The sequence below is a fragment of the Pseudoalteromonas sp. SD03 genome, assembly GCF_040937955.1.
Taxonomy (GTDB): domain Bacteria; phylum Pseudomonadota; class Gammaproteobacteria; order Enterobacterales; family Alteromonadaceae; genus Pseudoalteromonas; species Pseudoalteromonas tetraodonis.
The window spans coordinates 1,945,149-1,972,118 of record NZ_CP162514.1 but is presented as its reverse complement, the minus strand read 5'-3'; the positions used below and the strand labels follow the sequence as shown (position 1 = coordinate 1,972,118).

32 protein-coding genes and 2 tRNA genes are annotated in these 26,970 nt (G+C 39.9%); 18 read left to right on the top strand and 16 right to left on the bottom strand.

The genetic code is table 11. From position 1 onward, the window contains the following. Positions 1–123: 123 nt before the first annotated feature. Positions 124–624 carry a fasciclin domain-containing protein gene (locus tag ABZP26_RS09175; RefSeq protein WP_368484845.1) on the bottom strand — a complete coding sequence of 167 codons (501 nt, stop codon included), beginning with the start codon at positions 622–624 and terminating at the stop codon, positions 124–126. A 240-nt stretch (positions 625–864) separates the two neighbouring features. Here ABZP26_RS09175 and ABZP26_RS09170 point away from each other — a divergent pair, with 240 nt between their 5' ends. The 3 genes from ABZP26_RS09170 (at position 865) to ABZP26_RS09160 (ending at position 2,555) form a co-directional block, all read left to right on the top strand. Then, entirely contained in the window at positions 865–1,398 is a 534-nt protein-coding gene (locus ABZP26_RS09170) for a heme-binding protein (RefSeq protein WP_368484844.1), read from the top strand. A gap of 64 nt (positions 1,399–1,462) precedes the next feature. Beyond that, on the top strand, positions 1,463–1,942 hold the full coding sequence (locus tag ABZP26_RS09165) for a nucleoside deaminase (protein WP_368484843.1): 480 nt from the start codon (positions 1,463–1,465) through the stop codon (positions 1,940–1,942). Between the two features lie 91 nt (positions 1,943–2,033). After that, positions 2,034–2,555 carry a DUF2937 family protein gene (locus ABZP26_RS09160; protein WP_058154708.1) on the top strand — a complete coding sequence of 174 codons (522 nt, stop codon included), beginning with the start codon at positions 2,034–2,036 and terminating at the stop codon, positions 2,553–2,555. A gap of 14 nt (positions 2,556–2,569) precedes the next feature. Here the strand turns inward: ABZP26_RS09160 and ABZP26_RS09155 are convergent, their stop codons facing one another. Next, complete coding sequence (locus ABZP26_RS09155; protein ID WP_368484842.1) at positions 2,570–3,112, bottom strand: DUF3365 domain-containing protein; 543 nt, start codon at positions 3,110–3,112, stop codon at positions 2,570–2,572. A 135-nt stretch (positions 3,113–3,247) separates the two neighbouring features. Between ABZP26_RS09155 and ABZP26_RS09150 the strand changes: the two genes are divergently transcribed. Together ABZP26_RS09150 and ABZP26_RS09145 are read left to right on the top strand one after the other, a co-directional pair. Beyond that, positions 3,248–3,421, top strand: coding sequence for a hypothetical protein (locus tag ABZP26_RS09150; protein WP_167380510.1), 174 nt, complete (start codon positions 3,248–3,250; stop codon positions 3,419–3,421). Between the two features lie 224 nt (positions 3,422–3,645). Then, positions 3,646–4,287 (top strand): hypothetical protein, encoded by a 642-nt coding sequence (locus ABZP26_RS09145; protein ID WP_368484841.1) that lies wholly within the window; start codon positions 3,646–3,648, stop codon positions 4,285–4,287. 112 nt (positions 4,288–4,399) lie between these two features. Here ABZP26_RS09145 and metG read toward each other — a convergent pair whose 3' ends face one another. After that, positions 4,400–6,424, bottom strand: a complete 2,025-nt coding sequence (gene metG / locus ABZP26_RS09140; RefSeq protein WP_013465054.1) for a methionine--tRNA ligase — start codon at positions 6,422–6,424, stop codon at positions 4,400–4,402. 177 nt (positions 6,425–6,601) lie between these two features. Between metG and apbC the strand changes: the two genes are divergently transcribed. Together apbC and dcd are read left to right on the top strand one after the other, a co-directional pair. After that, positions 6,602–7,678, top strand: coding sequence for an iron-sulfur cluster carrier protein ApbC (apbC, locus tag ABZP26_RS09135; RefSeq protein ID WP_368484840.1), 1,077 nt, complete (start codon positions 6,602–6,604; stop codon positions 7,676–7,678). A gap of 2 nt (positions 7,679–7,680) precedes the next feature. Continuing rightward, complete coding sequence (gene dcd, locus ABZP26_RS09130) at positions 7,681–8,265, top strand: dCTP deaminase (protein WP_013465052.1); 585 nt, start codon at positions 7,681–7,683, stop codon at positions 8,263–8,265. Positions 8,266–8,282: 17 nt separating this feature from the next. On the opposite strand, the gene ABZP26_RS09125 is transcribed toward dcd, so the two are convergent. Both ABZP26_RS09125 and ABZP26_RS09120 read right to left on the bottom strand, forming a co-directional pair. After that, positions 8,283–9,068, bottom strand: coding sequence for a CLCA_X family protein (locus ABZP26_RS09125; protein WP_368484839.1), 786 nt, complete (start codon positions 9,066–9,068; stop codon positions 8,283–8,285). A 25-nt stretch (positions 9,069–9,093) separates the two neighbouring features. After that, positions 9,094–9,687, bottom strand: a complete 594-nt coding sequence (locus tag ABZP26_RS09120; protein ID WP_368484838.1) for a tRNA-uridine aminocarboxypropyltransferase — start codon at positions 9,685–9,687, stop codon at positions 9,094–9,096. 133 nt (positions 9,688–9,820) lie between these two features. On the opposite strand from ABZP26_RS09120, the gene ABZP26_RS09115 reads away from it, so the two are divergent. Both ABZP26_RS09115 and ABZP26_RS09110 read left to right on the top strand, forming a co-directional pair. Continuing rightward, positions 9,821–10,165: an Hpt domain-containing protein gene (locus tag ABZP26_RS09115; RefSeq protein WP_013465049.1), complete on the top strand. Its 345-nt coding sequence runs from the start codon at positions 9,821–9,823 to the stop codon at positions 10,163–10,165. A gap of 128 nt (positions 10,166–10,293) precedes the next feature. Continuing rightward, the gene (locus ABZP26_RS09110; RefSeq protein WP_016900382.1) at positions 10,294–11,511 is read left to right on the top strand and encodes a pyridoxal phosphate-dependent aminotransferase; all 1,218 of its coding nucleotides are present in this window, start codon (positions 10,294–10,296) and stop codon (positions 11,509–11,511) included. A gap of 33 nt (positions 11,512–11,544) precedes the next feature. On the opposite strand, the gene ABZP26_RS09105 is transcribed toward ABZP26_RS09110, so the two are convergent. From ABZP26_RS09105 to mnmA, 5 genes are all read right to left on the bottom strand, one after another. Then, positions 11,545–12,003: a GNAT family N-acetyltransferase gene (locus ABZP26_RS09105; RefSeq protein WP_058154700.1), complete on the bottom strand. Its 459-nt coding sequence runs from the start codon at positions 12,001–12,003 to the stop codon at positions 11,545–11,547. A 9-nt stretch (positions 12,004–12,012) separates the two neighbouring features. Then, on the bottom strand, positions 12,013–13,155 hold the full coding sequence (locus tag ABZP26_RS09100) for a cupin domain-containing protein (RefSeq protein ID WP_028835166.1): 1,143 nt from the start codon (positions 13,153–13,155) through the stop codon (positions 12,013–12,015). Positions 13,156–13,235: 80 nt separating this feature from the next. Then, entirely contained in the window at positions 13,236–14,606 is a 1,371-nt protein-coding gene (purB, locus tag ABZP26_RS09095) for an adenylosuccinate lyase (RefSeq protein WP_013465045.1), read from the bottom strand. Between the two features lie 31 nt (positions 14,607–14,637). Continuing rightward, complete coding sequence (gene hflD, locus ABZP26_RS09090; protein WP_008113587.1) at positions 14,638–15,240, bottom strand: high frequency lysogenization protein HflD; 603 nt, start codon at positions 15,238–15,240, stop codon at positions 14,638–14,640. Beyond that, positions 15,240–16,340, bottom strand: coding sequence for a tRNA 2-thiouridine(34) synthase MnmA (gene mnmA / locus ABZP26_RS09085; RefSeq protein ID WP_008113585.1), 1,101 nt, complete (start codon positions 16,338–16,340; stop codon positions 15,240–15,242). Before mnmA ends, hflD begins: the two co-directional genes overlap by 1 nt. 354 nt (positions 16,341–16,694) lie before the next feature. Between mnmA and ABZP26_RS09080 the strand changes: the two genes are divergently transcribed. Continuing rightward, the gene (locus ABZP26_RS09080; protein WP_075169159.1) at positions 16,695–17,969 is read left to right on the top strand and encodes a diguanylate cyclase; all 1,275 of its coding nucleotides are present in this window, start codon (positions 16,695–16,697) and stop codon (positions 17,967–17,969) included. 13 nt (positions 17,970–17,982) lie between these two features. Here ABZP26_RS09080 and ABZP26_RS09075 read toward each other — a convergent pair whose 3' ends face one another. The 6 genes from ABZP26_RS09075 to ABZP26_RS09050 are packed head-to-tail and all read right to left on the bottom strand — an operon-like array spanning position 17,983 to position 20,671. Further along, positions 17,983–18,648 carry a pseudouridine synthase gene (locus ABZP26_RS09075; protein WP_109874582.1) on the bottom strand — a complete coding sequence of 222 codons (666 nt, stop codon included), beginning with the start codon at positions 18,646–18,648 and terminating at the stop codon, positions 17,983–17,985. Continuing rightward, the gene (locus ABZP26_RS09070) at positions 18,648–18,977 is read right to left on the bottom strand and encodes a TusE/DsrC/DsvC family sulfur relay protein (RefSeq protein ID WP_008112024.1); all 330 of its coding nucleotides are present in this window, start codon (positions 18,975–18,977) and stop codon (positions 18,648–18,650) included. The genes ABZP26_RS09075 and ABZP26_RS09070 overlap by 1 nt, the downstream gene beginning before the upstream one ends. A 3-nt stretch (positions 18,978–18,980) precedes the next feature. After that, the gene (locus tag ABZP26_RS09065; RefSeq protein ID WP_368484837.1) at positions 18,981–19,247 is read right to left on the bottom strand and encodes a DsrH/TusB family sulfur metabolism protein; all 267 of its coding nucleotides are present in this window, start codon (positions 19,245–19,247) and stop codon (positions 18,981–18,983) included. Continuing rightward, positions 19,244–19,600 carry a sulfurtransferase complex subunit TusC gene (gene tusC / locus ABZP26_RS09060; protein ID WP_008112028.1) on the bottom strand — a complete coding sequence of 119 codons (357 nt, stop codon included), beginning with the start codon at positions 19,598–19,600 and terminating at the stop codon, positions 19,244–19,246. The genes ABZP26_RS09065 and tusC overlap by 4 nt, the downstream gene beginning before the upstream one ends. Next, positions 19,597–19,950, bottom strand: coding sequence for a sulfurtransferase complex subunit TusD (gene tusD / locus ABZP26_RS09055; RefSeq protein ID WP_368484836.1), 354 nt, complete (start codon positions 19,948–19,950; stop codon positions 19,597–19,599). Before tusD ends, tusC begins: the two co-directional genes overlap by 4 nt. A gap of 55 nt (positions 19,951–20,005) precedes the next feature. Further along, positions 20,006–20,671, bottom strand: a complete 666-nt coding sequence (locus tag ABZP26_RS09050) for a Bax inhibitor-1/YccA family protein (protein WP_008112034.1) — start codon at positions 20,669–20,671, stop codon at positions 20,006–20,008. Between the two features lie 252 nt (positions 20,672–20,923). On the opposite strand from ABZP26_RS09050, the gene ABZP26_RS09045 reads away from it, so the two are divergent. From ABZP26_RS09045 to nhaC, 8 genes are all read left to right on the top strand, one after another. Next, a tRNA-Ser gene (locus ABZP26_RS09045) sits at positions 20,924–21,014 on the top strand. A 51-nt stretch (positions 21,015–21,065) separates the two neighbouring features. Next, positions 21,066–21,156: transfer RNA gene (locus ABZP26_RS09040), tRNA-Ser, on the top strand. A gap of 174 nt (positions 21,157–21,330) precedes the next feature. After that, entirely contained in the window at positions 21,331–21,711 is a 381-nt protein-coding gene (locus ABZP26_RS09035) for a hypothetical protein (RefSeq protein WP_008112036.1), read from the top strand. Between the two features lie 128 nt (positions 21,712–21,839). After that, the gene (locus ABZP26_RS09030) at positions 21,840–22,298 is read left to right on the top strand and encodes a GAF domain-containing protein (RefSeq protein WP_368484834.1); all 459 of its coding nucleotides are present in this window, start codon (positions 21,840–21,842) and stop codon (positions 22,296–22,298) included. Next, a complete protein-coding gene (locus ABZP26_RS09025) occupies positions 22,298–22,576 on the top strand; it encodes a hypothetical protein (protein ID WP_008112039.1) in 279 nt (92 codons plus the stop codon). The genes ABZP26_RS09030 and ABZP26_RS09025 overlap by 1 nt, the downstream gene beginning before the upstream one ends. Positions 22,577–22,592: 16 nt before the next feature. Next, positions 22,593–23,231, top strand: a complete 639-nt coding sequence (proQ, locus tag ABZP26_RS09020; protein WP_090492478.1) for an RNA chaperone ProQ — start codon at positions 22,593–22,595, stop codon at positions 23,229–23,231. A gap of 27 nt (positions 23,232–23,258) precedes the next feature. After that, positions 23,259–25,283: a carboxy terminal-processing peptidase gene (gene prc / locus ABZP26_RS09015; protein ID WP_368484833.1), complete on the top strand. Its 2,025-nt coding sequence runs from the start codon at positions 23,259–23,261 to the stop codon at positions 25,281–25,283. A gap of 178 nt (positions 25,284–25,461) precedes the next feature. After that, a complete protein-coding gene (nhaC, locus tag ABZP26_RS09010; RefSeq protein WP_028835174.1) occupies positions 25,462–26,925 on the top strand; it encodes a Na+/H+ antiporter NhaC in 1,464 nt (487 codons plus the stop codon). Positions 26,926–26,970: the final 45 nt, after the last annotated feature.

The window sequence follows — 26,970 nt, the reverse complement described above, 5'->3', positions numbered from 1 at the left end:
TATCTTTTAATATAGTGTAAAAATCACTAGTATAAAAGAGGGCATTTAGTAAAAGAAAATAATACTTTGTGCTTGTAATAGTGAGCGGAGTTAGTATTTTACTCCGCTGTGGAGATTAGATTGTTACTCTTTTGGCAACAAAACAGTATCAATGACATGAATCACGCCGTTGCTCGCTTTTACATCTGCCATTACTACGTTGGCATTGTTGATCATAACAGAGCCGTCATTGATGGTTACATTCACAGACTGACCTTGTACGGTCGCTGCACTGTCTAATTTTACAACGTCTGCAGCCATTACTTTTCCTGATATCACATGGTAGGTAAGAATTGCAGTTAACTTGTCTTTATTTTCGCTCTTAAGAAGGTTTTCAACGGTACCTGCTGGTAGTTTAGCAAATGCTTCATCAGTTGGCGCAAATACAGTAAAAGGGCCATTTCCTTTTAACGTATCAACGAGGCCTGCCGCTTTGACAGCTGCAACGAGTGTTGAAAAAGAACCATTGGCAGCAGCTACATCAACGATATCTTTTTTCATACCATGGTGATCGGCATGAGCTGCTGTAGATAGGGCTAAACTTGCTAATACAAAAGTCAGAACAGACGCTATTTTCTTAAACATGTTACTTTCCTTTAAATTGATTAGATGTCGGTTAAATGTTACGCCGGGTTGCTAGCTTACGATCATTTTAAAAAAGGGTGAGTCATTGCCTTATCCCAATAAAGGTATTTAATAAAAAGCAAAGCCTGCTATTAACCCTCCTAGTGAAAGCTTTTATGAGTAAACACGGTCTGTTTATTTTCAATTTTTTATATCCAGTTCAGCGATATAACGTCATTAATTAACAATAGGAAATAAACCATGAAAAAACGGGCTATTTTTACAGCGCTCATTGCATCACTTTCTTCATTAGCGTCTGTTGCTGGACAAACTGAAATGCAGATAAATACTCATAATCAACAGCTTGAAAATGTGGCTATGGTGGCACAATTAACGGGTGAAATGGCACAGCGTATAGTCAATGCAGCGTCTGCAGCGGCGCACAAAGACAATTTAGCTGTATCAATAACCGTTGTGGATGCATCTGGGCAAACGCTGGCAGTACTTCGCGATCATCGTGCCGGTGTTCATACTATTCGTGCCAGTTATAAAAAAGCCTATACCGCCAATTCGCAAAAGCGAGAAACCGCAGTTATAGCAAAAGGCATAAAAGAGGGCACTATTCCAGCAGACCTTCGTTATTTAGATGAAAACATTTTAATATTGGATGGCGGGGTGCCTATTTATATAAACGATACTGTGGTGGGGGCTGTGGGAGTTGGCGGTGCTCATGGCAGTGAGGATGTACGTGTTGCTAAAGCGGGGATCAAAGCGTTATGGTTAGAAAAAGAGTAACATTCAGACTATTAAAAATATGGCTAACAGATAAAGTTATGATGACAGTTAAAGGAGTGCACACATGATGAATGAGACTGATTTAGCGCACTTAAAACGCACCGTAGCGCTAGCTAAAGAGGCGTTAGAAGCAGGAGATGAACCGTTTGGCTCTGTGCTTGTTGATGCTGAAGGAAATGTATGTATGGAAGATCGCAACCGTGTTGCGGGTGGCGATCATACACGTCATCCTGAGTTTGAAATTGCTCGTTGGGCAGCCAACAATATGACCCCTGAGCAACGCGCTGGGGCTACTGTGTATACCTCAGGGGAACATTGCCCTATGTGCGCCGCAGCACACGCCTGGGTTGGCTTAGGGCGAATTATGTATGTGAGTTCATCTGCGCAATTAACTAGCTGGCTTAGCGAGCTCAAAATGACTAAGTCGCCAGTTAACCCGTTACCTATTGAAGCGGTTGCTCCAAATGTCGCTGTTTATGGGCCCGTACCAGCACTTGTTGAGCAGGTTCACGCCCTACATCGTCAATTCCACCAAGCAGATTAACAGCACAGCAGCGCATGGTATTTAGACTAAAGCGACTACCTGCTATAGTTAACGGTAGTCACTTTTATTAAACGCAGCACAAGGGATTATTATGATCGTTAACCTGTTCGATAAGTTAATATTTGCTTGCGCTTTTATTGTTTCATTGCAACTACCGCAGCTGAGTGATCATTACCAACAACATTTAGCGGGCTTATACCATGCAACAAAATGGCAAGTCGACGGCTATGCAAAAACGGCCAAGCAATATAACTTTTCTAGCACGCAAGCGATGATAAACCGCCATTTAGCAAACACTGAACCGAGTGTCAGAGCCGATGCAAATCAAAAACAGCAAACATTACTGCAATTTGCCGATTTAAAAAAAGGGATGGCTATTTTTGAACAAGGTAATTTAGTGCAAAAAATGCTGTATATGTTCTCCCCTGAGCGCGTTGACAGATTACAAAATACACTTGATAACTTTAAGTTAGGTATCCCTTTAACCGCGAGTGCAGTGTTGTTTGCATTGGTATTAGCTATTTTATTAAATCAATTACTTATGCTGCCACATACTTTATATGTTAGGCGTAAAAAGCGTATTGCATCCGATGCGGTAAAATTTAATAGCTGATCGTCAATGAATTATCATTGGTAATTTTCACTGGCCCTTTTAACAACAAATGCGCCACGAATGTCACCCAGTTTAAAATCAGTTGCCTGATCATTAGGGTATAAAGTCGCTATTTTTTTAGAAACTGTGGGGTCAATCTGACTGCCATGACACGCTAAACACGCTTTTTGAGTAGGAATCGCTTTTACAAAATACCAGCCATCCGGTCTTTGCTCTTGATATTCTATGCTTGCTACCGGCTCGCCATTGAGCTTTCGTTGTTCAAAGTTTAATAAAACATTTTTGAGCCATGCATCGGGTTGATTATCTGAGTTACGAGTTTTCAAAGCACTGCGGCTAATTTGCCAAGGACTATTGCTGTGTTGTGAAGCGATAGCGGGTGCAGCTGTATTACATACACTTATTGCCGCTAGTGGGCCGCTTTGTTTCATAGTACTAACCAGTACCTGTTTTAAATCACTTGAAAATGCTTTGATGGTTTGTCGTGCCTCGTCGGTATTGCTAGCAAAAGCAGCGGATGAAATAAATAAACTGGAAAAAAGCAAAATAATGCGCATAATACACCTCTAAACATTAGAAGGTTCTAATATACAGGGTGTCAGGTGTTTTTCAAGTAAATCGTTTAGCGTTAAAGCACTTTTTTACTTAAGGTACCGCGCCTAAAATCGATAAACAGTTCCAAGAGAAAAGATATGCACAATAAGCACGGTGAGAATAAAGTAATAAACCAACAAAATAACCATGATGCTGGTGGACTTAATGCACAAGATCCATTAGCCGCTATTAAAGCAATTCGACTCGAACAGTTAGCGCAATGTCGGCTTAAAACACAAAAAGAAATACAGCACATGCAAAACAAAAAATAGCCTTGGACGATAAAAACTTGCTAAGTTAACGTTATTAATTTTAAAGGTTGGATAGTGCAATTAATCCGTTATCTATAAAACATCCGCATCAAATTATTACTTTTATAGCTTGGCTGTGCGCTTTAGCTGTGATGTTAATAGGGCTACTTGCGCCTGAAAATAAACGTGTTTTAATGCTGTTGTCACTGAGTTCCCTCTGCTTACTTATGTTTAATAGTGTAACGATGTCAGCTTGGGTATTTAAACGTTTTAAAGACCAACAATTACGCTTTATTGCTCTTTTAGGCAGTGGCGCTTTTATGTTGTGTATCGCGGGTGATGTGATTAATTTTAATTTACCCCAACACTATTATCGCTATAGTACCTTGATAAAACATGATTACTTAGTGGATTCAATCTTATTTTTTGCACCTGGTTACAGCCTTTTATTTATAGCCTGTGTGTTAGCTTTTAATATAAAACGTCGGGTGTCGCTTATAAAAAGTGCACTTTTTTTTGTTGTTGTGTTGGTGCTAAGTAGTGCGTCGCTCTCTTCTATGTATCTTGAGGGGGTAGGAGATACTATTTTAGCTATGACTGGGGTCTATAGTTTAGTGATAACGGCTGTTGGGCTTATGGGTCTGGTATTAGTTGTTGCCTATGGTGGGATTAACGCACCCAAATCAATAGTGTGGGTGAGCTTAGGGCTTTTCCTTGCTGCATTGGCTGATGCCATTATTGGTGCTTTTTGGATTTATGGTAATCAGGGGCAAGGCTTTTATCCTCAAGTGCGCTATGTAAACTGGTTTGTGTATATTAGCTCGCAAAGCTTGGTGATTCACTTAGCAAAAGTTGTTGCAGTAATACAAAATCGCAATAATGCTTAATGATTTTCAGGTAGCAAACAAGAGAATAGCGGCGTTAAAAATTCTCATTAGAATAGCTAAATAACAGATGAAAAAAAAGCCGCTAAATATTAGCGGCTTTAAGCGATAATAATTACATTACGCGCATACCCGGCTCAGAGCCGTCGTCTGGGTTAAGAATGTAAATTTCTTTACCACCAGGGCCTGCAGCAAGTACCATACCTTCAGACATTCCAAAACGCATTTTACGTGGTTTAAGGTTAGCAACCATTACCGTTAATTTACCTTCAATGTCTTCTGGTGCGTAAGCCGATTTAATTCCAGCAAACACTTGGCGAGTTTCACCGCCTAAATCAAGGGTTAATTTAAGCAGCTTGTCAGCGCCTTCTACGTGCTCTGCTTTGGCAATTTTAGCAACACGCAGGTCTACCTTTGCAAAGTCATCAAACTCAATCTCTTCGCTAATAGGCTCTTTCGCAAGCGGGCTATTAGGATCGATTTTGTCTTTTTCAGCAACTAAACTTTCTTTTGATTCTTCAACCATTTTATTCACTTTATCCATTTCTACACGTTGCATTAACGGCTTAAATTTATTGATAGGGTGGTTTACTAGCGCTGTTTGCGCACCCTGCCAAGATAATTCATCATTTAAAAAGGCTTCAACATTACTTGCCATGCCAGGTAGCACTGGTTTTAAGTAAGTGATCAACACGCGAAATAGGTTAAGTCCTAGTGAACAAACCTGATGCGCTTCTTCTTGCTTTGACTCATCTTTAATAAGCACCCAAGGCGCGGCATTATCAATGAACTGGTTTGCTTTATCAGCAAGTGCCATGATTTCACGAATTGCACGGCTGTATTCACGGTTCTCGTAATATTCGGTGATTGTCGCTGATGCGTTCTGGAATTCTGCAAGCAATTGAGGTTGCATAACTGTATTGCTCAGCTTACCGTCGAACTTTTTAGTAATAAAACCGGCACAACGACTGGCAATATTCACTACTTTACCCACTAAGTCTGAGTTTACACGTTGTGCAAAATCTTCAAGGTTTAAATCTAAATCGGTAATGCCACTATTAAGTTTAGCTGCGTAGTAGTAACGTAAAAATTCTGGGTCTAGGTTATCTAAATAAGTACGCGCTTTAATAAACGTGCCTTTTGATTTAGACATTTTTGCGCCATTGACCGTAACAAAACCATGGGCGAATACGTTAGTTGGCTTTCTAAATTGAGCGCCTTCTAACATAGCAGGCCAAAATAGGCTGTGGAAATAGATGATGTCTTTACCAATAAAGTGATAAAGTTCAGCGTCTGAACCTTCTTGCCAAAATGCATCAAAGTCGATGCCCTGTTTATCACATAAGTTTTTAAAGCTCGCCATATAACCAATAGGCGCATCTAGCCATACGTAAAAGTATTTACCCGGTGCGTTTGGAATTTCAAAACCAAAATAAGGTGCATCACGGCTAATGTCCCATTGCTGGAGACCATCGGCAAACCACTCATCTAACTTGTTGGCCATTTCTTGTTGAATTGTGCCTGAATGTAGCCACTCTTTAAGCATGTCTTCAAAGGCGGGTAAATCAAAAAAGTAATGCTCAGAATCTTTTAAGATAGGCTCAGCACCCGACATAACAGAGCGTGGGTTAATCAGCTCGGTTGGGCTGTAGGTTGCGCCACAGGCATCACAGCTATCCCCGTTCTGATCTTCTGATTTACAGGTAGGACACGTGCCAGTGACAAAGCGATCTGGCAGAAAAATGCCTTTTTCTGGATCGAATAACTGTGAAATAGTGTGCTTTTTAATATGACCTGCATCGTTAAGGCGATTATAAATAAGCTCACTAAATTCTTTATTTTCTTGGCTATGGGTACTGTGGTAATTATCAAATTTGATATTAAAATCAGCAAAGTCGCGTTGGCGCTCAATGCTAACGTTTTTTACCATTTCCTCAGGCGTGATCCCTTGCTTTTGCGCATTAAGCATAATAGGTGTGCCATGAGCATCATCGGCGCACACATAGTACGCTTCGTGGCCTTGTAGTTTTTGAAAACGCGACCAAATATCAGTTTGAATATACTCTAATAAATGCCCTAAATGGGTAGGGCCATTGGCATAAGGTAATGCGCTAGTAATCAGGATCTTTCGCTGTGCCATAATCATTCCGAATTAAGCGTTCCTAGTCAGGAACAGATGAAAATTATTACATTATCGATAAGCAAAGTGATAACAGAGCACACTGCTTATCGATATTTACTAATTGACTGGTGTTAATGCCCTGAATGTTACATAATTCCGTGGCACTTTTCATCAAAGAAACGCTATTTTATTGCTATGTTTGGACTGTCGAAACTATTCTCTGCAAAATCGGTGCAAAAACAACCGATTATTTCTGCTCTAGCGGCCTATCGCAGTGCCGCTTTCGCTGTGGGTATTGAGCAAGATTTCATTGCTGATATCACTCAAAACACTGATAAATCAATTACGGTTAAACTCAATCTCCCTTTTGCGGCGCAATCTGAAATGCCGCATGTGGCTCAATTTTTGACTGAGCGTTTAAAGGTTGATGTAAACGTAACGGCTAGTGTTCACCTTAAAGAGGCTGCGAAATTTAAAGCCATTAAACATATTGTTTTAGTCGCCTCAGGCAAAGGTGGGGTGGGTAAATCTACTACGGCTGTAAATCTTGCGGGCTCGCTTAAAAATGAAGGCGCAAAAGTAGGTATACTAGATGCCGACATTTACGGTCCGTCAATTCCTATGTTGTTAGGATTAGTTGGCAGTGAGCCGGTTACAAAAGACAATAAACAATTACAACCGTTTGATGCCAATGGTATTAAAGCGCAATCTATCGGTTTTTTAGTCCCCAGCGATGATGCCACCGTATGGCGCGGCCCAATGGCCTCAGGCGCGCTTAGTCAACTTTTAAATGAAACCGATTGGGGTGAACTTGATTATTTAATTGTAGATATGCCGCCAGGTACCGGTGATATTCAATTAACCATGAGCCAAAAAGTGCCAGCCAGTGGCACCGTGATTGTCACGACGCCACAAGACTTAGCGCTTGCTGATGCGCAAAAGGGTATTGCTATGTTTAATAAAGTAAATGTGCCAGTGCTCGGTTTGATTGAAAATATGAGCCATTACATTTGTGGGCATTGCGGCGAGGCAAACCATGTATTTGGTAAAGACGGTGCACAAAAATTAGCCCTTAAGCATGGTGTGCCTGTGCTTTCGCATATTCCGCTTGCGATTGATATCAGAGAATCCTCTGAGCAAGGTAAGTTGATTGCCGATGATACAGATGCGGTTATTAGCAAAACTTACAGCGCGGCCGCACGATTGATTGCCAGCACGCTTTACTATCAACAACATCACAACGCGATTGACGTTGTGATTACGGAAGATTAAAAATGAGACTTTCAGATACACATATTAAAGAATACTTAAACGATGGGCGCATTGTTATCGAGCCCGCGCCAACGAGTGAAATGATTTCAGGGGTTACCGCTGATCTTCGCTTAGGTAATAAGTTTAGAACATTTCATGCCCATAATGCCGCTTATGTTGATTTAAGTGGTCCAAAAGATCAGCTTAATAAAGCGTTAGAATCAATCATGAGCGACGAAATTGTATTAGCTGAAGGCGAAGCGTTTTTTCTACATCCTGGCGAGCTTGCGTTGGCAATAACCTATGAAAAAGTAACCCTACCTGCAGACATTGTTGGTTGGTTAGACGGGCGTTCATCGCTGGCACGTTTGGGTTTAATGGTGCATGTTACAGCACACAGAATCGATCCTGGTTGGAGTGGTAATATTGTTTTAGAGTTTTATAACTCGGGTAAGTTACCGCTTGCGCTCAGACCTATGATGAAAATTGGCGCAATGAGTTTTGAAACACTTACCGGTCCGTGTGAAAGCCCTTATAACACCCGCATTGATGCAAAATATAAAGATCAGAATAGTGCGGTAGCAAGCCGTATCAGTGACGATAAATAACTAAGCTAAACAATAGCTTATTTTTCTAGTTGATGAAGCGCATAACCTAATAGTTGAAAATAATGGTTAAGCGCTTCATTGGCGAGTAACGTGTGCTTTAGCTCAGGATAAATTAAGTTATTATTACTCAAACCGCCGACTAAGAAACTGTTTTTGATTGTTTGATGCTCGTTGATACAGGCTTCAAAACACCGAGCAGCAAGCTCCTCTGGCATACTCATATACTGCTGATTATGCGCTTTATCAAACGCAATGCATTTATTTACAAATTCATTGGCATGTTCACCGCTTTGCTCTAAAAACACCTGTTTATAAAATTGATTAAGTGCATCATTAAGTGGATGGCTTAAGTCGGGAGAGTGTGATAACCATAACTTAGAAGCGAAACCAAAGCGGGTTTTTGATTTAAACAAATGCTCACTAATATGATGATCAAAAGCATGAAACCATTCATGGGCTAAAGCGCCACCGCCTACATTTTTAGCCAGTGCTAAGGTTTGGTCATACGCATTATAATGTGCTTGCACGCCTTTTTGTCCACCGTGACCAAAAGCGAAATTAAGTTTGCCACGCAGGCCAATGGCAGTGGGTGGTAAATGCAAAATCTGCGCTAAATCAGCCAGCGCATCATAAATTAAGTTGGCACTAATAAAGCGCTCTTCTTTAGTAACCCATTTACCAACCACCATAGAACGAAAACCAAAAGTGGTTCTTATATCACTAAAATCGACTTGATCGTCAAAACGATAGTCGGGGCCTTGGCGAGAAAATCCGCGTTTTAATCGAGATGTGGTATTACGCATCGGTTATTTTATTTCAGCTCATACATTACAAGTAACGTGCTTTTACGTGAGCGGGCATGTGTTGGGTTTGTTTTTTTATTAATTCCTCTAATAAACCATACAAGGGCGCAGGGTTTAGTGCTTCTATGAGCCATAAACTATGTGCTACTGCTTCTAGTGTCGATAAACTATCTGCTCTAGGGGCTTTACGAATAGCATAACGGTTGGTGGGAATATGGCTAAAGCTTACCGTTTTAAACTGTTGTAATAACGGGGTTAATTGCAAAATTTTAAAGGCTTTATTCCATGTACCATCAATCACAATTAAATGCGTAATCTCTTGTAGATTTTCTTTACTATTCGGTCGGTCTAATTTTACGGCGCTCTCGCTTGGGTAGAGTAATACGCTCGATTCAATAGGCAGGTTCTGTAAACAGGCGAAGTCTTGATTATTTTCGCCTCTAATAATTTTACAGTGGGTTAAACCTAAAGCTAATAGCTGCGCCGTATTTTTGCTAACTTTTGCTTCACTGGGGTGCTGCAAAATAATAACCTGTGTTTGGTTATTAACACAGGTAATTGCGCTGCAAATACAAGTGCTTAGCGAAAAGTTACACTGTTTACAAAGAGGACGTGCCATTGAATACACTATTTCGTTGGTACATTTGCCGTAATTATACATTTTTGCACTAATAAAGTTGGTTTTTTTTTGTGCTTAGATATAGAGTAAGAGATAAGAAGAAAATCGATGGACCGTATTGAAGGGCATGAATATGACAGAGATCAATATTGACGAATCCGCTTTAGAAAGTATGGAATCGCTATTAGGTGAACAATTTCCAGATACGTTGGAATTTTGTTGTGCGGAATTTGAGCGATTGGGGAACGAAGCAATTGCTGCGCTTGGGCAAGATAAAGAGGCTGCTATTCGCCACTCTCATAGCCTTAAATCAAACGCCGCTCAATTTGGTGCGGCTAGTTTAGCCGAAGTTGCTCGTTTAATTGAATATAATTTAAATAATGGGAATGACGAGCAGGCTGTTAATGCAGCCGATGGATTAATGGCGCAAGTTACTGGTTCACAAGCAAAACTAAATGCATGGTTAGCTGGGCGCTAAACGCGTTTCAATAGTAATAAAAAAGAGTGTTAACGTGAATTTTTTTCAGTTTTAAGCGCTTAATTTTCCTAGTAATTCACGGCTTTACTGCGTTAGTCTAATGGCTAACTTGCTCTTTAGAGGTAACAATGTCAGAAATAAAAAAGAGTCATAAATTAGACGGCGTCTGTTATGACATCCGAGGTCCCGTTTTAGTGCAAGCTAAAAAAATGGAGGATGAGGGCCAAAAGGTATTAAAGCTTAATATAGGTAACCCCGCCGCATTTGGCTTTGATATGCCTGAAGATATGCATCGCGATATCATTCGTAATTTATATTCAGCTCAAGGATACTGTGACTCTAAAGGTCTTTATTCTGCGCGTGTTGCTATTTATCAGCACTACCAACAGCGTGGCTTACACAATTTAGACGTTGATAATATTTACATTGGCAACGGTGTGAGTGAGCTTATCCAAATGGTTACTCAAGCACTGTTGAATAATGATGATGAAGTGTTAATTCCCGCTCCAGACTATCCGCTTTGGACAGCCTCGGTAAAATTAGCAGGTGGTAATCCGGTTCATTACTTGTGTGATGAAGAGCAAGATTGGTTTCCTGACATTGATGATATTAAGAGTAAAATCACCTCTAAAACCAAAGCATTAGTGCTGATTAATCCCAACAACCCAACTGGGGCTGTGTACAGTGACGCTTTACTTGAAGAGTTGATCAATATTGCTCGAGAGCACAAGCTTTTGCTGTTAAGCGATGAAATATACGAGAAAATTCTATACGACGGCGTTACCCATACTTCTATTGGTTCATTATGCGATGATCTCCCTATCATCACCTTTAATGGCTTAGCTAAAACATACCGTGCTGCTGGGCTGAGAATGGGCTGGATGGTGTTAAGTGGTCGCACCGCATTAATGACAGATTTAATTAAAGGCTTAGATATTCTTGCCTCAATGCGTCTTTGTGCCAATGTGCCCGCACAATATGCAATTCAGCAAGCATTGGGTGGCGTTCAGTCAATTGATAGCTTAATTGACCCCGGTGGGCGTTTATATGTGCAACGTGATATTGCTTGGCGCGGCTTAAATGCGATTGATGGAATTAGTTGTAAAAAGCCTAAAGGGGCGCTTTATGCTTTCCCTAAAGTGGATACCGCTAAATTCAATATTAAAAGCGATGAACAAATGATGTTTGATTTGTTAAAAGCAGAAAAAATATTGTTAGTACATGGGCGCGCCTTTAACTGGCCAGAGCCTGATCATTTTAGATTGGTGTTTTTACCTAATAAAGATGATTTATCGAGTGCAATGATGAAAATGCAGCGTTTTTTCAAAGATTACCGACAAGAATAAAGAAAAAAACGAGCCAAGTGGCTCGTTTTTTCGTTAATGCACTAAAGTAAATGGTCGTGTTTCAAAGCATGCAATAGGGCACTGCATACGTTGCCTTGGGATACCTGCTTCCATAAAGACGTGGCCTTGCACAATAAACCCATTATTTTTGAATCGTTCTACTTCGTTTAAAATACAATTAATACTGATTGCTTCAATACCTTGCTCCGCTGCTAATTTAACAATGAAATTAAGCAGTGACTTATAAACATTGCGGTTGCGATGCTGCGGCAATACGGCGATTCTTCCAATTAAACCATCATTACATAATCGACCTGTGGCAACAGGTGAGTGCATATTATCGGTGACCAGAATATGTTGAGCGAGTGCATCTAAGTTATCAAACTCAATACGTTTAGGAATATGTAACTCATATACAAACACTCGCTCCCTTATATGTTGCAGTTGACTTTTTTCACTTTGCCAATCAACTTTGTCAACGGTATAAACCATGACCTCCTCCTAGCTAAACCAAATACCCTCATTAACCAGTGTAGTAAAAGTTTCGATAAAATCTAGGCTAGGTGTGGTTGCATTAAGCACGCTGCTATCAAATTCAATAAAATCAGTAAGCTGTTTTACCGCTTCTAAATCAGATAAGGGTAAAGCGTAGTTTTCGCCATTGATACTTAGAAGTAACTCTGTATCCATACATTGATAAATAGCACGTGTGCCCCCTAAACGCTCAAATGTTACTTGGTTCTCAAGCAGTTGTTGTATTTGTTCGACACTAAATGGGTCTTCTTCAGGGGCTAAGTCCATATCATGCTTAGGTTGGCTAAGGGTATTACCTAACCAGTGTTTAAATAAACTCTCGTCTTCTAGCAATGCTTGCATTAACGTTTTTACTTTATCGACTTCGCTTTGGGTTAGCTCACCTTTGGAATCACGTAGGGCGAGGGTATGGTCGGTATACCTTTTTTGGCCGCTTTCTGTGTCGATAATATGATCAGCAAAACTTGAAAGTAAATCTTGTTGATTAGGTGCTCTAAAACCGACTGAATAGTTGAGTGCATTTTCAACCGCATAGCCTTCATGAGGACAACCGGGTGGTATATATAAAATATCACCGGGCTCCAAAATACAATCAATTACTGCACTAAAAGCTTCAACTTGCAGTAATGTTTTATTTTGAGCAAATTGTTTTAGTGTTGGGTCGGGTAATCCTACCCGCCAATGGCGCTTACCTTCACCTTGAATAATAAATACATCGTATTGGTCTAGGTGTGGGCCAACACCGCCACCTGGGGTTGAGTAGCTGATCATCAAATCATCTATGCGCCAATTAGGTATAAAGCGAAAAGGTTCAAGTAACTGAGCAGCTTCTGGGTGCCAATGATCCACTGCTTGCACGAGTAGTGTCGAGTGCTGATCAGTGAGTATTTCAAAATCGTCAAATGGTCCCTGATGCGATTGCCATTGTTGATTGTGGTTAGTAATAATGCGCGATTCTATGCTGTCTTCCATAGCAAGGCCTGCGAGTTCATTCGCATCAAGTGGGTCTTGAAAATCTTTAAAACCAGCTTTGATCAACAGTGGTTTTTTTTGCCAATATTGACTTAAAAACGCTTGCTCTGATAATTCATTTATTTTTAATTGATACATAGAATGCCTATAACGTTAAGACCTAAATGAAAAAAGCGAAAGGCAGGTACCTTTCGCTTTATATTAGTAGATTTGAGTGATTAAACTAAATCATCAATAAACTCAACAGCGCGACCAATGTAGTTAGCCGGCGTTAGTTTTTTCATTTCAATTTTTGCAGCTTCTGGAAGGTCTAAACCATCGATGAAATCAGCCATAATTTCTTGATTTACACGTTTACCACGGGTTAAATCTTTTAGCTTTTCATATGGTTTTTCAATACCGTATTTACGCATAACGGTTTGAATTGGCTCAGCGAGCAGCTCCCAGTTTTGGTCAAGCTCATCTGCCAAACGTTGCTCGTTTACTTCAAGTTTGCTTACACCTTTAAGGGTTGATTGGTATGCAATTACCGCATAACCCATACCTACACCTAAGTTACGTAATACGGTAGAGTCAGTTAAATCACGTTGCCAGCGAGACACAGGTAGTTTTTGTGCTAAATGACCAAAGATAGCATTGGCTAAGCCTAAATTACCTTCTGAGTTTTCAAAATCAATCGGGTTCACTTTGTGTGGCATAGTTGATGAGCCAATTTCACCGGCAATGGTTTTTTGCTTAAAGTGATTAAGTGCAATGTAGCCCCACATGTCGCGGTCAAAATCGAGCAAAATGGTATTAAAGCGTGCAATTGCATCAAAAAGCTCTGCTATGTAATCATGCGGTTCAATTTGCGTGGTAAACGGGTTGAGTGTTAAACCTAGGCTAGTTACAAACTTATCGGCGTGGGTATGCCAATCGTAGTCAGGGTACGCACTTAGGTGTGCATTGTAGTTACCCACAGCACCGTTTACTTTACCTAGCATTTCTACTTGTGCAATTTGGTCACGTTGACGCTTTAAACGCATGTAAACATTTGCAAACTCTTTACCCATAGTCGAAGGCGTTGCAGGCTGTCCATGTGTACGAGTCATCATTGGAATGGCTTTGTACTCAATTGCTTTTTCTTTAATGGCGCTTAATAACTCATCACAATAAGGTAAAACGACGTGGTTACGCGCTTCAGTTAACATTAAACCATGAGATAGATTATTAATATCTTCAGAAGTACAGGCAAAGTGAATAAATTCGTTAATTGCGTGTAGCTCAGCATTATCAGCTACTTTTTCTTTTAGTAAATACTCTACGGCTTTAACATCATGGTTTGTTGTGCGTTCGATGTCTTTAACTCGCTGAGCATCAGCTTCACAGAAGTTATCTACAATTGCATTCAACAGCGCATTTGCTTCGTCGCTAAAAGCGGGGACTTCTTTAATCTCGCTTGCTGCAGCTAACGCTTGCAACCAACGCACTTCAACGGTTACGCGGTATTTGATTAATCCAAATTCGCTAAAAATACTGCGTAGTTCAGTGGTTTTGCTGCCGTAGCGACCATCAACCGGAGAGATAGCCGTTAACGCTGAAAGCTCCATAATAACTCCTAAATTTTAGTTTGAACGATAATTAAATTTTTGTTTTAGCTATGGCGAGAATTTTTCTTTTCGCAAAAAAGAAATGACGACGTTTGCCGCCCATTTGTCGCCATAATACTGCACTGCGAATTCCGGCTAAAAGTAATGCGCGGATTTTATTTTGCGTGAGCTGCTGTTTTAATAACTCGGGTTTACCATAAACCTGAATTCGGTGCCCAAGGGGGCTTAGCACCGACGAGTATATATCTGCTAAACCGGCAACAACACTGTCATCGGTAATAGCAAAATGATCTAAACGACGATGAATATCATCAATACGTTTACCTAATTCATTGAGGCTTTTACTGTTAGCACTAAGCGCACGCTCTAACTGCATTAAACCACCCACATATTTGACTATTTCTACATCTTTTTGAGCACCGGCACTCAGTTGTGCCATCAATGTTTTATAGCCATCACGTAAGTTATGTTCACCTTGATAAACATCTTCTGGGGAAGCTGGCGAGGTTTGCACAATACTTGATAATAAAATCGATAAATCTTGTTCATCAGCGCGACCATATTGGGCAACCTTCTGAACTTGCTTAGCCACTTGACACATGGCTGCAAGCGCCATGACTTGATGTTGATTCATTATTTGATCACCGAGTCAATAATACCACCACCTAAACACACTTCATTAGCGTAAAATACGGCAGATTGTCCTGGGGTTACCGCTTTTTGTGGCTCATCAAATAATACGCGTGCCATACCATCTTCACCGACTAACAAGGTACAGCTTAGGTCTTCTTGACGGTAGCGTGTTTTTACGGTGCAACGAGTAGTACCTTGAGGACCAACACGATCTACCCAGTGTAATTGGTTGGCATTTAGGCCATTACTGTAAAGGCGAGGGTGATTTTTACCTTGGCCAACAATCAATACATTACGCTCAACGTCTTTGTCTACAACATACCAAGGTTCGCCTGAACCTTCTTTCATGCCACCAATTAACAAGCCTTTGCGCTGACCTAAGGTGTGGTACATTAAACCTTCATGTTCACCAACGTTGTTACCATCTGTGTCTTCAATAACACCAGGTTGGGCAGGTAAGAATTTTTGTAAGAAATCTTTAAATTTACGCTCACCAATAAAACAAATACCAGTACTGTCTTTTTTATCGTGGGTAATTAAATCTTGCTCTTCAGCAATACGGCGCACTTCTGGCTTGGCAATATCTCCGACAGGGAACAGCGTTTGCGCGATGTGTTCATGACTCAATGTGTACAAAAAGTAGCTTTGGTCTTTATTATCATCTAGGCCACGGCACATAACATATTTATCATCTCTGAGCTCACGACGTACGTAGTGGCCCGTTGCTATAAAGTCAGCACCAAGTGCTTGAGCCGCAAATTCTAAAAAGGCTTTAAATTTAATTTCTTTGTTACACATGATGTCTGGGTTAGGTGTGCGACCGGCTTTGTACTCTGCTAAAAAGTATTCGAATACGTTGTCCCAGTATTCAGCAGCAAAATTAACGGTATGAAGTTCAATGCCTAACTTGTCACATACAGCTTGTGCATCTTTTAAATCTTCAGCAGCAGCGCAATATTCATCATTGTCATCTTCTTCCCAGTTCTTCATAAACAAGCCTTCTACTTGGTAGCCTTGCTGTTTTAATAAATATGCAGATACAGAAGAATCAACACCGCCGGACATACCAACGATGACTTTAATGTGACTATTTTCGCTCATGAATAATTTCGCTTATACAGATTACTGTTAACTTGGAAAGGCCGCGATTATAGCATGTATTTTGTTGGTGCTTAAAGAGAGGATGGGGGATTGAATAGATTTTGTTGTAACTTTTTCCATCCAATGGTTAGTAAGGCGTAGTTTGGTGTGTAATTTACTCATTTTTAGGCTAGTGAAAAGGGATGAATTATATTGATGGCTTCATACTTTGTAAGTTGCTTTTGTCGTATTTAATTACGTAGCGCTATTCTTCATTAACAAAACTTTACATTTGAGATTACCTACCATATCTTAATTAGTATCTAAACACGTAAATACTTAAATAACCTAAAATATAATCAATGGAATGAATATATGAATTACGCCTCGCAATCACATTTGGTTAAGTCGTTTGTGCTGGATGCGTCCGAAAAAACGGTGTCAAATCTTACTTTTGAAGACGATTATTCACTACAGCAATTCAAAGAATCAGCTTATAAGTTATTTTATGACATTATAACTGTGCCAGCTCCCTATCTTTATCAAGAGCCTAATCCGATTGTTGAGCTGTTTAGGCTTATAGAATCCTCTTTAGGCTCTTTAAAATCATCACAAAAGGCAATTTTAAGCCAGTTAGAGAAATGGTGGGTAGAGTGGCATTTTGTCGCTTCAATGAATGTATCGCTTGAACGTGAAAACAAAGAACAAGACTATAATGTTATAAGCACTACCCAACACCCTATGCGCAAGCATGAGTTGAGTCATTATGCGCGGTTATTCACGATTCTACCCTTACCGGTATGTGATGTTTGTATGGTAACTGGTGATATTTTAAAAGTGAACCAACGTTTTATTGATGTATTTGGTTACACGTTACAAGACGTACCTAATCTTAATGTTTGGTGGAAATTAGCCTACCCTGAAAAAGATTACAGAACATTTGCACAAACGTTATGGCAGGAGTCACTTGAGCAAGCCAATCAAAATAATGATGATATTCCAGCTAATGATTACAGGATTTCTTGTAAAGATGGCAGTGAAATTGTGATGCAAGTTTCTGGTATCAGTGTTGAAGGAGAATTTATTGCTATATTCAACGATGCTACTGAGCGTTTAAAAACTCAAGAAATACTCAGTGATATGGCGTTTTTAGACTCACTCACTAAAATAGCCAACAGGCGGCGCTTTGATGAAAAACTAACGTCTGAATTTAACAAGTTATCGAACGAGCATCGTGAGCTTTCAATGATCATTATTGATATCGATAATTTTAAAAAGTATAACGACCGATATGGTCATCTCGAAGGAGATAAATGTTTATTTCAAGTTGCGCAAAAATTAGCTGAAACCGTCTGCAGGCCAGAAGATTTTGTAGCGCGATTCGGAGGAGAAGAGTTTGTCGTGCTGTTACCTCAAACAGGTAAGCAAGGGGCATTATTTATTGCCGAACAAATACAAAAATCGATTGAAAAAATGGCCATTCCCCACAAAGACAGCTTTACAGGTATATTGTCTGTCAGTATGGGAATAAACACCATAGAGCATGAACACGATAGCGATCATGCACAATTTTTTAAACAAGCAGATAACGCACTTTATTACGCGAAAAAACAAGGAAGAAATTGTATTGCTTTAGCTACAGATAATTAACGCAACTTGATGGTTAATTATCAATATCTTTGAATTCTCCGCTATTTATTCCCTCTAGCGTGTATTTACCGATACTGTAGCGAATTAAACGCAAAGTAGGATGGCCAACATGAGCTGTCATACGTCTAACTTGACGGTTTCTGCCTTCGTTAATTGTAATACTTAGCCATGATGTAGGTATTGATTTACGCTCTCGCACTGGAGGAGTCCTTGCCCAAAGCGCTGGTTCATCCATTAAAGTTACTTCAGCGGGTAAGGTGATGCCATCTTTGAGTTCGACACCTTTATTTAAAGCATCGATAGACGCTTGTGTTGGGATCCCTTCAACCTGAACCCAATAGGTTTTGTTGGTTTTTTTACCAGGCGCTGTGAGCGTATTTTGTAACTTTCCACAGTTTGTTAATAACAACAACCCTTCGCTGTCCCTGTCTAAACGACCTGCTGCGTAAACATCTTTTATAGGAATAAAATCAGCCAATGTTTGCCTATTTTGATCGTCAGTGAACTGGCAAAGAACATCATAAGGTTTATTAAATAAAATGACTTTTTTATCGCTCTGCGCTATTGCCGGTTTTATTGGTCTTTTTACTGTCCTTTTATTGATACCACTTCGAGAGTAAGTACGGCCTGTATTGCGCTTACCCTTTGAGGAGGGCGAATGTTCAGTTTTATGCTTCATTAAATACACCGTGCAGGTTTAGGTAAACCCGCAATTTTAGTTGCTTGTTTGGCTGGCCCTTTAGGAAAAAGTTTGTATAAGTACATGCTGTTCCCTTTATCCTCACCGAGTGCTTTAGCCATGGCTTTGACTAACATTCTAATGGCTGGACTGGTGTTGTATTCTAGATAAAATGCGCGCACAAAGTTAACAACTTCCCAATGCTGCTCGGTTAATATAATGCTTTCATGTTGTGCAATAACATCGGCTAACTCTTTTGACCAATCAGTATGATCTAGCAGGTAACCTTGCTTATCTGTGTCTATTGTTTGATTATTAAATTCCAACATAAATCACCAAGTAATTGATTGTTTTGCAGTTAAACTGAGGGTAACAAACTCATCATAGCTAATTGCTTTGTCGTTCATATTTAATGATATATCTCGAGCTTCTGCATCATCTTTTAAAATATAAAGTGAGTCAGCAAATTGTCTATATTGCCCTTTTGCAAAGCAAGCGTCACCCACGAGTAAAACACTGTCTGTGAGCATAATCAGATTATCGAGACTGTTTGCACTGTAGTAATTCAGTGGTTTTGAAAATATATGTAAAGTGCTCATAGCGTTACCACGTGCTGCTGATTTTGAATTAACTGTTTTTGGGCATTAAAGTTAACGGTTTTTACTTCAATAAGTAGCTCATTTTTACTTAAACCGTAGTCAATGAGTGACTTCTCACACACGTAGATATTATCAACATCATATATTTCTAGGGTTTTAATATTTTTAAAAAAATCTTTAAGCCCCAAACTATTCGGGCTTTGATTTTTTTTAAGAGCTAACACCGCAGGACCGCTAAACAACCAACTTATATTTTGATCAACTGCGGCAAAAATAAGCGTCATATCGAGTGCATCGCGAATATGCATGTCATCAAATGGACTTGATTGACTAATAACGAGTACATTAATCATTTAAATTGTATCCATTTATCTGCTTCACTGGCTAACATAGCAAATTCAGCGAGGCCTGCTACAGCGAATACACCAGTATTTTGCATATCTAAGCCACGCTTTTCAGCTGCGGTAACGCACAGCATTAAATTAATATTTTTGTCGGCTAGCTGCTGCCAAAGTGAGGATAAATTGAGCTCATCTGAGGCAAGCTCAAAATGAGTAGAAGCATGATAGATACCATTTTGGTATAAAAATATTGCATCAACACTATGCCCTTGTGCTAAACAGGCGTGAGCAAATTTAACAATTCGCTGTGTGGTATCGTGATCCGATGGTGGAGTATGTAAAGAAAGTACAAAGCGTGCCAAAACTATTCCAATAAAAAAGCCCCAATAAAGGGGCTATTTTAACAGAACTATTTAATTAGTCATTATTTGCGCCAAGTAACGCAAGTAAAGACGTAAATAAGTTGTACACACTCAGGTATAAAGAAACCGTTGCGCGGATATAATTCGTTTCGCCGCCATTGATGATTCTGCTCGTATCGAACAAAATTAGGCCAGACATGATTAGTACCACGGCTGCGTTTAGTACCATAAACATTAAAGAGCTACCTAGGAAAATATTTACAATACTTGCCACGATAACCACAATTAAGCCCACAGTTAAAAAACCACCCATGAACGAGAAATCTTTTTTAGTGTTAAGTGCATAAGCAGATAAACCAAAGAAGATTAACGCCGTAGAACCTAGCGCTTGCATAATTAGCATAGGGCCATTAGGTAATTGTGCATAGTGATTAAGGAGTGGGCCTAAACCAGCTCCCATTAATCCTGTAAACGCAAACACCCAAAATACACCAGATGCTGTGTCGGCTTTTTTGTTTACAACAAAAAGAAGGCCAAACGAAACCAGAGTGAACACTAGTCCCATGAAATAAGGTAATTGCAGTGCCATTGAAATGCCGGCGGTGACGGCACTAAATGCAAGTGTCATTGCAAGTAGAAAATAAGTGTTTTTAAGCACTTTGTTTGTTTCAATGGTCGACATTACCGGCTTTGCAGTATTGTACGATTGATTAAATGCCATTGTAGAGCTCCTGTAAGTGAAACTAAGTAGTTCCTGTAATTTAACTAAAATTAGATTACCAACTCTTATATGTTTGGGCAAACCTTTGTAGATCAATAGACAACTAAATTTAAATAAAAGTTCACTCGGCGTATAGGAATCGATCTTTTTGCTTTATGTTTAAACAAATTAGTTGTTTTTTAATCACTTGAACAAATAATTGAAAAAAAAGCTTCACAAAGCCCATGGGTTTCCCTATTATTCAGGCCGTGCGGAGAGATGGCAGAGTGGTCGAATGCACCGGTCTTGAAAACCGGCAGGGGTTTATAGCCCCTCTAGGGTTCAAATCCCTATCTCTCCACCACCTTATTAAAATAATTATGAGTATACGCTTACTTGTAGTTTATGCACTTTCGGAGAGATGGCAGAGTGGTCGAATGCACCGGTCTTGAAAACCGGCAGGGGTTTATAGCCCCTCTAGGGTTCAAATCCCTATCTCTCCACCATTATATTAAAGCCCGCTTATTAGCGGGCTTTTTTGTGTCTAATTTTCGCTATACCTAACCTCAAAACCAAGTATATTTAGTTAAAAAATACGACCATAGTCTCTATTTATAAGCTACAGCTCTTAGGGCATGCTAAGAAATAAGATTTATGCTTGTGTATTTAAGGTTCTTACTATGAAACATCAACTTGCTAAAAGCGTCGCTCTTTCATTATTATCTCCTGTTATAATCGGCAGTATGCTAGGAATATATTACGCATTGACTATGCGTGGTGACGCGGTGTCTATCTTTTTAGGGCTATTGATGACGGCCATTGCTAATGCCCACATAGTAGGGTTAACGATGGCTGCGTTTGTGGTGCCAGGCTACTTACTTATGTTTAAGTATTCTAAGGTGAATTATTCTGGGGTATTAACTCTTGGCTTACTGGGTGGCGCTATTTTTAGCTATCTGCTTAGTGCGACTACTGGCGAGATATTTTTAATCAATAGTGTGATGTCGGGATTTGCTGCAGGACTGTTTTTATTTGGCTTGCGTAAATCGGTACAAAGCTAATTGCAGAATATTTAATCAAGTGTGTCGTAAAACCATGTAATTTCCTTTTTTTTACCCGCAAAAGGTTTCAATTTTTAGTGACAAAGAGTACCTTTAGCTACTGTATGTTTAATAAGAAGTAGTTTGGTATGCAAAAGCACGATTTTTACCAGTCATTAGTTAAGCAAACTGAATCGCTGATAGGCGGTGAATCAAACATAATTGCCAATATGGCAAATATTAGCGCGCTGTTATTTACTTCTTTAGAAGATGTGAATTGGGCGGGCTTTTATTTTATGGATTCAACGACAGAATTGGTACTTGGTCCATTTCAAGGCAATCCAGCTTGTATTCGTATTCCGGTAGGGAAAGGGGTATGTGGCACTGCTGCGGCAACCGAGCAAACCCAGTTAATTTCAGATGTGCATGCGTTTGACGGTCATATAGCCTGTGATGCGGCGTCAAATTCTGAGATAGTTGTACCTATCATGAAAAACGGCCGTGTATTTGCGGTACTTGATATAGATAGCCCAAGTATTGGCCGATTTGATACTGATGACCAAGCAGGGCTTGAAGCACTTGTAAAATGCTTAGAGGCTAGCCTGTAATGAAAGATTTGCTAAATGTTCAAGATTACCTATTCGCCGTTCAAGATGTAGGTGATTGGGAAGGTGAAGAAGAACATGTAGCGGAAACGCTCAATGATTTGATTCACATGGCCTGGGATCGTCTACCTGATGATTTAGACTGTGATTCAATTGATGAAATTATAAATGGTATTTGGGAACATTTACGTGGTGATATGGCTGTGATTGAAACTGACTTTGAAGAGTTAGTTGATTGGAGCATCCACTATGTTGATTCTGCCCTTGATGAAAAGATGTGATTAAATAGGTTCTAAAATGGAAACCACAAACAAGCTAAAAGATATTAATGAAGTATTGGAGTTCTTATACCAAGAATTTCCACAATGTTTTAAACAAAAAGAAGGCATTCAGCCGCTTAAAGTAGGTATCTTTAAAGATATCGCTGAGCGTATTGAAGGGTCTGAAAAAGTTAGTAAAACACAAGTACGCCAAGCACTTAGAAAATACACATCTAACTGGCGCTATCTTGAAGCGGTTACTAAATCTGAGTTCCGTATTGATCTTGACGGAAATCAAGGCGAGAAAGTTGAGCAAGAGCATATCGACCACGCACAAAAAGCGTTGGAAGAAAGCCGTGCTAAAATGGCAAAGCGCAAAAAGCAGCAACGCCCACGTCAAGACTCAGATGCAAAATCTTTTAAGAAGAAGCCAGCGCATTCAGCTAAAAATCCATCAGCTGCAGCAAAACCTACCAAAGCCGCTGCGCCTAAGCGTTCAGGAAAAGTTGAACCTTTACCTGCAGGCGAGGTCAAGGTTAATAACAAGGTTAAAGTTAAACTTGGCCAAGCACTTGTTAATGCAGTAATCACTGAAGTAAACAAAGACGATGTTCACGTTGAACTAGTGACAGGTATGCAAGTAAAAACCAAAGCCGACAGCTTATACATTATTTAAGTTGCGAAAAAAATTAAGGAGTTGTGTATGAGTAAAAAGTTTACGCTCATTCCGTTAGTTGCTGTGCTGTTTTCAGGTTCGCTATTTGCTGCAGTAGAGCCGGTAACATTAGAAGACTTACCCTTGTTAAAACAAGAAAGTCAGCACGGTACAGCCAGCAAACGAGTGGCTAATCTATTTACTCGTTCACATTACACACCCGTTCGATTTAACGATGAGCTTTCGAGTAAAGTATTTGATCGTTACATCGAATCCCTTGATTTTAATAAAAGCGTGTTTTTAAAAAGCGATGTAGACTCATTTGAGCAATATCGTAACCGTTTTGATAACGCGCTTCTTAGCGGTCAGTTAGGGTTTACGTTTGATATTTTCAACTTAAGCCTTAAACGCCGTTTTGAACGTTATGAATTTTCACTGTCGCTACTTGAAAACGAAATGACGTTTGACGAGGAAGATGAATATTTTTATGACCGCGAAGATGCACCGTGGGCAACTACCCAAGCTGAGCTTGATGAAATTTGGCGCGAACGGGTAAAATATGATGCACTGCGTTTAAAAATGACTGGCAAAGATTGGCCAGGCATTAAAGAGGTGTTGACTAAGCGCTATAAAAACGCAGAAAAACGCCTTGTTCAGTCAAAATCTGAAGACGCATTTCAAATTGTAATGAACTCGCTAGCACGCAGTATTGAAGCGCATACTTCATACTTGTCACCTCGTCGTGCTGAACAATTTAAAATGGACATGGACTTAGAGCTTGAGGGGATTGGCGCAGTATTAACGCCTGATGAAGACTACACAGTTATTCGTAGTCTAGTTCCAGGAGGCCCTGCAGACAAATCTGAGCAGATTAAAGCCGATGATCGCATTATTGGTGTGGCTCAAGAGGGCGAAGAGTTTGTTGATGTTATTGGTTGGCGTTTGGATGACGTGGTTGATCTTATAAAAGGTCCTAAAGGCACTAAAGTACGTTTACAATATTTAAAGGGTGCTGATGCTCACGGTACGCCAAAGGTAGTTGAGATAACCCGTGATAAAATTCGTCTGGAAGACCGAGCAGCAAAATCAGAAGTATTTGAAGCCAGCTATTCAGATCTGACTAGTAAAATAGGGGTAATCGAAATCCCTGGCTTTTACAACAACCTTTCTAAAGATGTAAAAGTAGAACTTGCTAAATTAAAAGAGCAAAAAGTTGACGGTATTATTATAGACCTACGTCAAAATGGCGGTGGTTCGCTATATGAAGCGACGCAGCTGTCAGGCTTGTTTTTTGATCAAGGCCCAGTGGTACAAATTCATACATTAAATAATCGCATTGAAGAGCAAAAAGACCGTGATGGCATTACCTATTACGATGGCCCACTGACGGTACTTGTTGATAGATACAGCGCGTCTGCATCTGAAATATTTGCAGCGGCAATGCAAGACTATGGCCGCGCAGTTATCATAGGTGAACAAACCTTTGGTAAAGGCACTGTGCAGCAGCATAAAGGCCTCGCACGCGCTTATGATTTATACGATAACCCGCTAGGCAGTGTGCAATACACCATTGCTAAGTTTTACCGTATAAATGGCGGCAGTACGCAGCATAAAGGTGTGATCCCAGATATTACGTTCCCATCTGCCATTGACCCAGCTGAGTGGGGCGAAAGCAAACAAGACAATGCATTGCCATGGGATAGCATAGTAAAAGCACAGTATAAACAAATAGGGCGTTTAGATCCGGTCATCAGTCATCTTGAAAAACAACATGATGAGCGAATTAAAACAGAGCCTGAATTTAATTATGTGTTTGAAGATATTACCCGTTACAACGAAGAAAAAGATCGTAAAACTATTTCTTTAGTTGAGAAAAAACGTATTAAAGAAAAAGAAGAAAATGAGGCACGTGCATTAGCTCGTACTAACGAGCGTTTAAAACGTTTAGGTAAAGAGCCAGTAGAAAACCTTGACGATGTACCAGAGGTGATTGAAAAGCTCGACCCATTCCTTGAAGAAGCGGCACTAATAACGCAAGATTATATTAGATACGGTCGTATGGCTAAGCGCTAATTAAGGCTTTGCTAGTTAAAAAAAGGCGCTTAGGCGCCTTTTTTACTATCGATAATTTGCTAAATTGTTATAATCGCGGATTACCAAAAGTTGAGCTAGATCAACACTGCTCAATAAATGCGCGTACGTGCTAATAAAAATAATCAACATGCATCGAATGTGTGTAGGAGTCTATATTTTGAAGCCCATTGAAGAAAAACCACTTAAAAGTGCCACACTTTTTGATGCACTCATTCCAATTGCTGTATTAATTTGTTTGTTAGGTGCCGCCGTGTACTTATTTGGCGATGATTCATCATCAGGCCCGAATCAAATTGCATTACTGTTTGCAACTTTTGCTGCAGCACTGATTGGTTTAAAAAATGGCTACACATGGAAAAAATTAGAAGATGCAATGATTGAGGGAATTACCTTATCTCTTAGCGCTATTTTAATTTTACTCATGGTAGGGGCACTTATCGGAACTTGGTTATTATCAGGAACGGTTCCGACCTTAATTTATTACGGCTTACAAATTATCAACCCTAGCTGGTTTTACGCCGCGAGTTGTTTAATTTGTGGCATTGTAGCAATGAGTATTGGTAGTTCGTGGACCACGGCAGCGACCATAGGTGTCGCATTACTTGGCGTTGCTTCTGGACTTGGCCTAGAGCCGACAGTTACCGCCGGTGCAGTTATATCAGGCGCTTACTTTGGCGACAAGCTTAGCCCATTGTCAGAAACAACCAATTTAGCACCGGCTGTTGCTGGTGCTGATTTATTTGAACACATTCACCATATGTTATGGACAACTGTTCCAAGCTTTGTGATTGCATTAATCATTTTTGTATTTATGGGCTTCAATGCCACCGCGGCAGGCGAGTCGGGTCAAATTGATGAAATAACATCAATTCTTCAACAAAACTTTAATATTGGTTTAGAAATGTTGGTGCCTTTAATCGTGTTACTAGTTTTAGCAATAAGAAAAATGCCAGCGTTTCCGGCTATTTCTATTGGTGCTGTAATAGGGGCTGTATGGGCATTGTTATTTCAATCTGATTTAATTGCTAATCAAATAGATATGACTCAAGGTGAGTTTGTTGGTTACTTTAAACTGGTTTGGACCACCTTTTTTGACGGTTTTACTATTAGTACCGGTGATGAAAAAATGGACTCTTTGCTCAGTGGCGGTGGCATGTCAGGCATGCTAACAACCACATGGTTGATCATGACGGCACTTATGTTTGGTGCGATTATGGAAAAAACGGGTCTACTTGATATATTTGTTAAAAGTATTCTTAAAATCGCAAAAAGTACCGGTTCATTAATTGCTTCAACTATTGCTACCTGTATTGGTACAAATATTATCGCAGCCGATCAGTATATTGCTATTGTTGTACCCGGGCGTATGTTTAAAGAAGAATATAAAAAGCGCGGGTTAAAGCCGGTTAATTTGTCACGCACACTAGAAGATGGTGGCACAATTACCAGCCCGCTCATACCATGGAATACCTGTGGTGCGTATATGCAAAGTGTCCTATTAATCAATCCGTTTGATTATGCACTTTATGCATTTTTCAACCTTATAAATCCTTTCTTAGCCGTTATTTATGCTTACTTAGGTATTAAGATACTTCGTATCAAGCCTAAGCAAACGGCTTAATTTAAGTAGCTCCTTTTATCACTAAAAGGGGCTATTTTTTTTGGA

What these genes read in the sequence shown, in the direction of transcription:
- ABZP26_RS09075 (WP_109874582.1), bottom strand. Translation starts at nt 18,648, where the DNA reads ATGAAGCATAAAACTGAACATTCGCCCTCCTCAAAGGGTAAGCGCAAT.
- ABZP26_RS09150 (WP_167380510.1), top strand. Translation starts at nt 3,248, where the DNA reads ATGCACAATAAGCACGGTGAGAATAAAGTAATAAACCAACAAAATAAC.
- dcd (WP_013465052.1), top strand. Translation starts at nt 7,681, where the DNA reads ATGAGACTTTCAGATACACATATTAAAGAATACTTAAACGATGGGCGC.
- ABZP26_RS09025 (WP_008112039.1), top strand. Translation starts at nt 22,298, where the DNA reads ATGAAAGATTTGCTAAATGTTCAAGATTACCTATTCGCCGTTCAAGAT.
- ABZP26_RS09165 (WP_368484843.1), top strand. Translation starts at nt 1,463, where the DNA reads ATGATGAATGAGACTGATTTAGCGCACTTAAAACGCACCGTAGCGCTA.
- ABZP26_RS09125 (WP_368484839.1), bottom strand. Translation starts at nt 9,068, where the DNA reads ATGCGTAATACCACATCTCGATTAAAACGCGGATTTTCTCGCCAAGGC.
- ABZP26_RS09110 (WP_016900382.1), top strand. Translation starts at nt 10,294, where the DNA reads ATGTCAGAAATAAAAAAGAGTCATAAATTAGACGGCGTCTGTTATGAC.
- ABZP26_RS09100 (WP_028835166.1), bottom strand. Translation starts at nt 13,155, where the DNA reads ATGTATCAATTAAAAATAAATGAATTATCAGAGCAAGCGTTTTTAAGT.
- ABZP26_RS09120 (WP_368484838.1), bottom strand. Translation starts at nt 9,687, where the DNA reads ATGGCACGTCCTCTTTGTAAACAGTGTAACTTTTCGCTAAGCACTTGT.
- ABZP26_RS09175 (WP_368484845.1), bottom strand. Translation starts at nt 624, where the DNA reads ATGTTTAAGAAAATAGCGTCTGTTCTGACTTTTGTATTAGCAAGTTTA.
- prc (WP_368484833.1), top strand. Translation starts at nt 23,259, where the DNA reads ATGAGTAAAAAGTTTACGCTCATTCCGTTAGTTGCTGTGCTGTTTTCA.
- ABZP26_RS09050 (WP_008112034.1), bottom strand. Translation starts at nt 20,671, where the DNA reads ATGGCATTTAATCAATCGTACAATACTGCAAAGCCGGTAATGTCGACC.
- metG (WP_013465054.1), bottom strand. Translation starts at nt 6,424, where the DNA reads ATGGCACAGCGAAAGATCCTGATTACTAGCGCATTACCTTATGCCAAT.
- ABZP26_RS09080 (WP_075169159.1), top strand. Translation starts at nt 16,695, where the DNA reads ATGAATTACGCCTCGCAATCACATTTGGTTAAGTCGTTTGTGCTGGAT.
- tusC (WP_008112028.1), bottom strand. Translation starts at nt 19,600, where the DNA reads ATGATTAATGTACTCGTTATTAGTCAATCAAGTCCATTTGATGACATG.
- purB (WP_013465045.1), bottom strand. Translation starts at nt 14,606, where the DNA reads ATGGAGCTTTCAGCGTTAACGGCTATCTCTCCGGTTGATGGTCGCTAC.
- ABZP26_RS09160 (WP_058154708.1), top strand. Translation starts at nt 2,034, where the DNA reads ATGATCGTTAACCTGTTCGATAAGTTAATATTTGCTTGCGCTTTTATT.
- ABZP26_RS09030 (WP_368484834.1), top strand. Translation starts at nt 21,840, where the DNA reads ATGCAAAAGCACGATTTTTACCAGTCATTAGTTAAGCAAACTGAATCG.
- mnmA (WP_008113585.1), bottom strand. Translation starts at nt 16,340, where the DNA reads ATGAGCGAAAATAGTCACATTAAAGTCATCGTTGGTATGTCCGGCGGT.
- ABZP26_RS09105 (WP_058154700.1), bottom strand. Translation starts at nt 12,003, where the DNA reads ATGGTTTATACCGTTGACAAAGTTGATTGGCAAAGTGAAAAAAGTCAA.
- ABZP26_RS09035 (WP_008112036.1), top strand. Translation starts at nt 21,331, where the DNA reads ATGAAACATCAACTTGCTAAAAGCGTCGCTCTTTCATTATTATCTCCT.
- proQ (WP_090492478.1), top strand. Translation starts at nt 22,593, where the DNA reads ATGGAAACCACAAACAAGCTAAAAGATATTAATGAAGTATTGGAGTTC.
- ABZP26_RS09115 (WP_013465049.1), top strand. Translation starts at nt 9,821, where the DNA reads ATGACAGAGATCAATATTGACGAATCCGCTTTAGAAAGTATGGAATCG.
- hflD (WP_008113587.1), bottom strand. Translation starts at nt 15,240, where the DNA reads ATGAATCAACATCAAGTCATGGCGCTTGCAGCCATGTGTCAAGTGGCT.
- ABZP26_RS09155 (WP_368484842.1), bottom strand. Translation starts at nt 3,112, where the DNA reads ATGCGCATTATTTTGCTTTTTTCCAGTTTATTTATTTCATCCGCTGCT.
- ABZP26_RS09070 (WP_008112024.1), bottom strand. Translation starts at nt 18,977, where the DNA reads ATGTTGGAATTTAATAATCAAACAATAGACACAGATAAGCAAGGTTAC.
- apbC (WP_368484840.1), top strand. Translation starts at nt 6,602, where the DNA reads ATGTTTGGACTGTCGAAACTATTCTCTGCAAAATCGGTGCAAAAACAA.
- ABZP26_RS09065 (WP_368484837.1), bottom strand. Translation starts at nt 19,247, where the DNA reads ATGAGCACTTTACATATATTTTCAAAACCACTGAATTACTACAGTGCA.
- ABZP26_RS09170 (WP_368484844.1), top strand. Translation starts at nt 865, where the DNA reads ATGAAAAAACGGGCTATTTTTACAGCGCTCATTGCATCACTTTCTTCA.
- ABZP26_RS09145 (WP_368484841.1), top strand. Translation starts at nt 3,646, where the DNA reads ATGTCAGCTTGGGTATTTAAACGTTTTAAAGACCAACAATTACGCTTT.